Annotated in this window: 2 protein-coding genes; one reads left to right on the forward strand and one right to left on the reverse strand. The window is 49.8% G+C overall.

Annotation, left to right across the window (positions count from 1 at the left end; translation table 11 throughout):
• Positions 1-286 precede the first annotated feature (286 nt).
• Positions 287-3055, reverse strand: a complete 2769-nt coding sequence (locus tag QUB20_RS12245) for a TonB-dependent receptor domain-containing protein (RefSeq protein WP_333246370.1) — start codon at positions 3053-3055, stop codon at positions 287-289.
• Positions 3056-3865: 810 nt separating this feature from the next.
• Here QUB20_RS12245 and QUB20_RS12250 point away from each other — a divergent pair.
• Positions 3866-5897 (forward strand): fatty acyl-AMP ligase (locus tag QUB20_RS12250; RefSeq protein WP_333246368.1); only part of this gene is annotated, 2032 nt, incomplete at its 3' end.

Below are 5897 nucleotides of genomic sequence, written 5' to 3' on the forward strand. Positions count from 1 at the left end.
TGATCGATGGCAACTTTTGGGCTAGCTTTACTGTTTCTTTTATTCATAACCGGCGTGCGACGCCGGTGGAACGCTCTTAAGAGGACTGAGAAAAACACTTTTCAACTCATTAGTCCTCTTTTAGAGGACTTTAGCTATTAGACAGGGGTTTCAACCCCTGGCGGACTGGCGGACTAGCGGGTGGCCGCGAGGACTGGCAGACTAACAGCTTAAATTGACACCAATGGGTTCTTGGAGTGTCCCTACGGGGGATATTGAATCTACTTCATAAACCTGCAATCTGTAATTACCAGTTAAGGCGGTAATTAACACTGAGAGTCAAACCTCTCCCTGGAAAATTAGAGCTGTCCGATCCAAATCCAGCTAAGTATTGGGAGATCACGGGAAAATATTGATTATTCAATAAATTCTCGACTTTGATTTGTAGCAGCCCAGAGCCAATTTTAACCGCGCTGACGTAATCCAGTGTGAGATAGCTGCTAATCGGGCCGCCATCCGAGCCGTCTTTGAAGGCTTGATCGCGATTTCCAGAATATAATAACTGTAACCGATTGTTCCATCCCGGCAAAGTTTCGTTTTGAACATAAGCTGTTAGCTTGAGGGGTGGAATTCTGCTGCTATCGAGGGCGATGTAACGGTTGTCCTCCTCATATTCGCCATGAAGATAGGTAGCAGTCCCGCCGATCGACCATGCTCGTGCAGGTTGCCAATCCACAGTCCCTTCTAAGCCGTAAATGCGTTCTGGGGCGCGGATTAGTTCCAGGCGACCTGTGTTGCCAACTGGTTGAAAACTGATGCCTAGATCGGAGGTATTGTAAAAAGCGGCAAGCGACATTTGCACGGATCGCCACCCTCCTCGAATGCCAATTTCGTAGCTGTTGACTTTTTGCGGTTGAGTTACTTCTAACGAAGATTCAATTCCCACAAAATCGTCGGGGGGTTGGCGGAGAATGCGACCGAAATCTGGAACTGAGAAACCTTGAGAAAAGTTGCCAAATACGTTGAAGGTGTCATTAATTTTATAGACAGCCCCTGTATTAAATAGGGTGGCGTTAAATTTGCGATCGCCTCCTTCGATCTGGCGATCGTTAAAAGTGGTATAATCATTGACGTTTAACCCGACGCGTTCGTGACGTATCCCCCCACTTAGAATCACGATATCGTCAATATTCCATTCCAATTGACCGAAAAAGCCAAGGCTGTTGTAAGTGTAAGGAGGGACGAAAGGACGCTCGGAAATTTTCCGGTAAACCCTGCCACCACTTGCGTCAACTCTCTCTGGGTCGTACAGGTCGAAACGCTGTTTGCTATCTTCAGTAACATAGTCAGAACCCCAAGTTAATCGAAGATTTTCGGCACTGGATAAAGGAGTAGTGACCGCAAGCCTTCCTCCTATTTGTTCGTTCTCGGCTCGCGAACGAGCAACACCGACAAACGGGCCAAAGAAATCGGACGTGCGAAAATCAGAGGGAACACTTACATTGGAATTCGTTCGATAGTAAATTTGACTTTGAAGGCTGCTGCCAAAAAGGTTTTGGTTGGTGTAACTGAGGTTGAGCTGTGTACTTTTATTTCCCGGTGTTTCCCCGTCAATATCCAAATCTCCGGTTCGGATGGCGCGGGCTTTTTGCCGTCCTTCCTGGTCGTCAACACTAAAGTCTGGAATCACATTGGGATCTTGAGTTTCCCGATAGTGATTGACAGTTAGTTGCAGCCGCTGGTTGGTGTCCAAATCTACCCCGACTTTGCCCATCACGTTGAAGAGGGTGCTGCTATCTCCGCCGAGTTCAAAATAGGGAATGCGCGAGCCTTTGGCATCGTAAAAAGCTCCACTTCTAGAGAGCGAGACAGTGCCCGTCAGATCGACATTGCCCGATCGGCCAGAAACCGTCTGCTGAGCGTTAAAGCTTAGAGCATCATCCGTGTTTGTTAAACCGCTACTGACGCCCACTTCAGTAACAGCACTTAGCCTTTCCTCAGTTGGCCGACGAGTAATAATATTAACCACGCCACCTGTAGCCTGAGCGCCGTAGATTGCTGTAGACCCCCGCACTACTTCAATGCGTTCGATCGCGCTAGGATCGATGTTTCTAAATTCTCTGCCAAACGATTGAAGATTGGTCGTTTGTGGCACGCCGTCAATCAGAACGGAAACGTCCCTACCCCGCAAAGTTTGTCCATAAGTGGCAGTCAATTGAGTCGGGGGCGCGAAACCGGGAACCTGATTTGCCAGAGCTTCCCCGATATTTCTTGATTGCCCTACCTGCTGCTGAAGTTCTTCGGAGTCTACCACCGTTATAGAGCGTGGCACGTTGGTCACTCTTTCTGCGGTTCGTGTTGCAGTGACGACGATTTCAATCGGGTCTCTCCCCGCCGGTGGCGTCCCAGGTGGCTGCGCTGTCGGCGGCAAGGGTGATCCGGGCGTCCCAGGTGGCTGTGCTGTCGGCGGCAAGGGTGATCCGGGTGTCCCAGGTGGCTGCGCTGTCGGCGGCAAGGATTCTCCGGGTGTTCCAGGTGGCTGCGCTGTAGGTGGCAAAGGTTCTGCGGGTATCTCTACCTGCTGCCCTGTCGGTGGCAAGGGTGCTCCGGGTGTCCCTGGCCGCTGTATTGTAGGAGCCGGTGCAGGCGGGCGAGCAGTCATCTGCGAGGTGGGTTTTAAGCTGAGAATCAGACCCGCAGCATTAGGAATCACCCGTGCCACTGGTTGACCCCTCTCGCCAACGACTTTGATTCGGATGCTGTTGTTATCTAAAGGAGTAACGGTGACAGAAGCAATTCCGGCTGCAGGCTTGTCTTGACGAAACTCATTTCCCCCCGGTAGTCGCAGTTGAGCGGTGATGACATCAGCTTGTAAAGTTTCGCCAAAGCTGGCGCTGAAGACTTGCAGGGGTCTTCCATCTTCAGTATCTAGGATGATTTCAATGCCTTCTGACGTGGGGTTGAGGCGAACGCCCGTCACCTGCGCGATGTTGGAAGCGCACACCGGCCCAGCGACTACCGCCGACACGACTCCTGCCAGCCCAAGGCTATTTAATAATTTCTGCGATCTCTTCATTACTATTTAATCAACAATTAATGGAACTTCGGATATGTGGTTTGCGTTGCTTGCACAACAAAATGTGTGAGTGAGAGCGTTGCTGCTCTTCTCTGGCTCCTAAAACTGACCTGCGGAATATCCGGCCCTGTTGTCGGGCGCAGTTCGATCCGATTCTCCCGTCGCTAGCAGCCTTTGTCTGGGAACACAGCAGGCGCGTGAGGGCGAAAGCCTCAGTCCGGTGGCGCTCTGGACGATCGACCACGGTTGGCACCTTCCTCGGTTAAAGGAAGTAGCCACTGGGTGCTTAATGAGAAAGTGCCTTAATTAGATAACAGAGCACTTGCATCTGTCAAGAGTTAACTAATGAAAATTTATTGCAGTTTAAGATAGGGGGTCTCACCCCTCTGTCGAGTTACACGCCACTTGCCTATTATGGTTTTTTGTCAGGGCTAGACAAACGATCGCCTAAAATGCTATGGCAAGAGTTAGAAAATATTGTCATATAGGGAAGGATAGGAGTCAATAAAGTTTTTCAACTACTCTTGACAATAAATATCATCTAGCCTACTATGCTAAAAGTCGATAGCGGTAAAGCCCCTGAAGCTGATATCGAAGCTGGCTCGGACTGAAATCGCCCCGGAGCGCTTGCCGAACAGCCCGATCGACAACAAAACGTGAAAAGAAGCGCTAATACACGGATTGAAGACTCAAACGCGCTGATGAGAGACTCGTAACGCCCGAAAGCTATTCACAGAAAGTCTATGTGGAAAGAATTTGGCGGGACTGGTTGGCGTACTGCAAACAAGATTTATTAGGTAAAAAGAATCGATGAGTGACGCAAGAATTGAGGGAAACCAACTCACCGAAAGTTGTACGAATTTAGTAGAACTCCTACAAAACAGAGCGTTACACCAACCAGAGCAGAAATATACATTTCTGTTAGACGGAAAAACTGAAACCGCCAGTTTGACTTATCGAGAGTTAGATGCGATCGCCCGATCGCACGCCGCGCGACTTCAGACATTGGGAGTCACTGGCGAACGAGCCTTACTGCTTTTCCCGCCAGGATTGGACTATCTCGCCGCCTTTTTTGGATGCTTGTACGCCAAAGTTATCGCCGTTCCCCTCTATCCACCGAAGCTGAAACGGAATTTAGCGAAAATTAGTGCGATCGCCAAAGACGCAGGAGCAACAGTTGCGATCGCACCCGCGCGACACCTGGAAAATTTAGAACAGCTATGCGAACAAGCGCCAGAACTCAAAGGGCTGCACTGGCTGAGTGCAGAAGCGCTTTCGGATGACGGCGAAAAGTGGCAGCAGCCACCCATCCATCACGACGAAGTAGCTTATCTTCAGTACACTTCCGGCTCAACCTCCACCCCCAAAGGCGTAATGGTGAGCCACGCAAACGTTTTGTACAACATCGAATACATTCACCGAGGCTTCGATCACGATGCCGAAAGCGTTGCGGTAACGTGGCTTCCCCCGTTTCACGACATGGGGTTAATTGACGGATTGCTCAAGCCTTTGTATCTGGGAATTCCCTCTTACTTCATGCCACCAGCGGCGTTTATTCAGAACCCGATGTGCTGGTTGGAAGCGATTTCGCGCTACAAAGCTACCCACAGCGGCGGGCCAAATTTTGCTTACGACTTGTGCGCTAGCAAAATAAGCAAAATCTTGGGCGATCGCCAAAAAATGCTCGACTTGAGTAGTTGGCGCGTGGCCTATAACGGCGCAGAACCCATCCACAAAGAAACCCTAGAGCGATTTACCAAAGCTTTTGAGCCCTGCGGTTTTCAGGCGGATGCCTTTTGTCCTGCTTACGGAATGGCAGAAACTACGCTAAAAATTGCCACGGTTCGCAGCGGGACAACACCGACTTTCTTACCTGTTGACGCTGGGGCGCTGGAAAATAATCACATTGTAGAAGTTGTCGAAGGCGATGGTGGCGCGAGAACTTTAGTCGGCTGCGGTTTCCCTGAATTTGGCACTAAAGTTGCGATCGTCAATCCCGAAACTCTGACACAATGCCAGCCGCAGGAAGTCGGAGAAATTTGGGTAGCTGGCGAAACAGTGGCGCGAGGCTATTGGAATCGCCCAGAAGAGACAGAAAAAACCTTTCAAGCATATCTTTCAGATACCAGCGAAGGGCCATTTTTGCGAACAGGAGATTTAGGCTTTTTACGAGACGGAGAACTGTTTATTACAGGGCGACTCAAAGATTTAATTATCATCCGAGGTCGCAATCTTTACCCCCAAGATATAGAAAGAACAGCAGAACGCAGCCATCCCAGTTTGCGGCCAGGGGCGATCGCCGCATTCTCGGTGGAAGTCGCAGGCGAAGAACAGCTCGTTATCGTGCCAGAATTACAATCTCGCAAAGCGCCGGATAATACTGAGGAAATTATCAGCGCCGTCCGTTCCAGCATTGCTCAAGAATATGAAGTGCAAGTTTATGGAGTAGTGCTGATTAAGCCCGGAAGCATTCCGAAAACGACCAGCGGTAAAATTCAACGTCGCGCCGCCTATGCTGACTTTCTAGCTGACAATTTGGAAGTTGTTGCGAGTAGCGTTTTAGAGTTAGCTGATTCGGTAGAAATCGACAATCAACTAACGCGAGAAATTCTGCTGACAGCCGAGTTAGAAGAACGGCAGCCGCTGCTTGAGGCTTACCTTTGGCAGCAGGTAAACCGCCGAGGAATGAATTCACCGGCTAATAGCCAAAGTCGGCTAAAACTGAGATATTGCACCGTCAAGAACGGGCAAGATGCCCGTTCCACAAAGAATGAGTTTTCTGGTGGAACAGGCATCTTGCCTGTTCCTAAAAAAGTAAATGAGTTTTCTGGTGGAACAGGCA

Origin of the sequence: Microcoleus sp. B4-C2 (assembly GCF_036705265.1) — a bacterium.
Lineage (GTDB): Bacteria > Cyanobacteriota > Cyanobacteriia > Cyanobacteriales > Microcoleaceae > Microcoleus.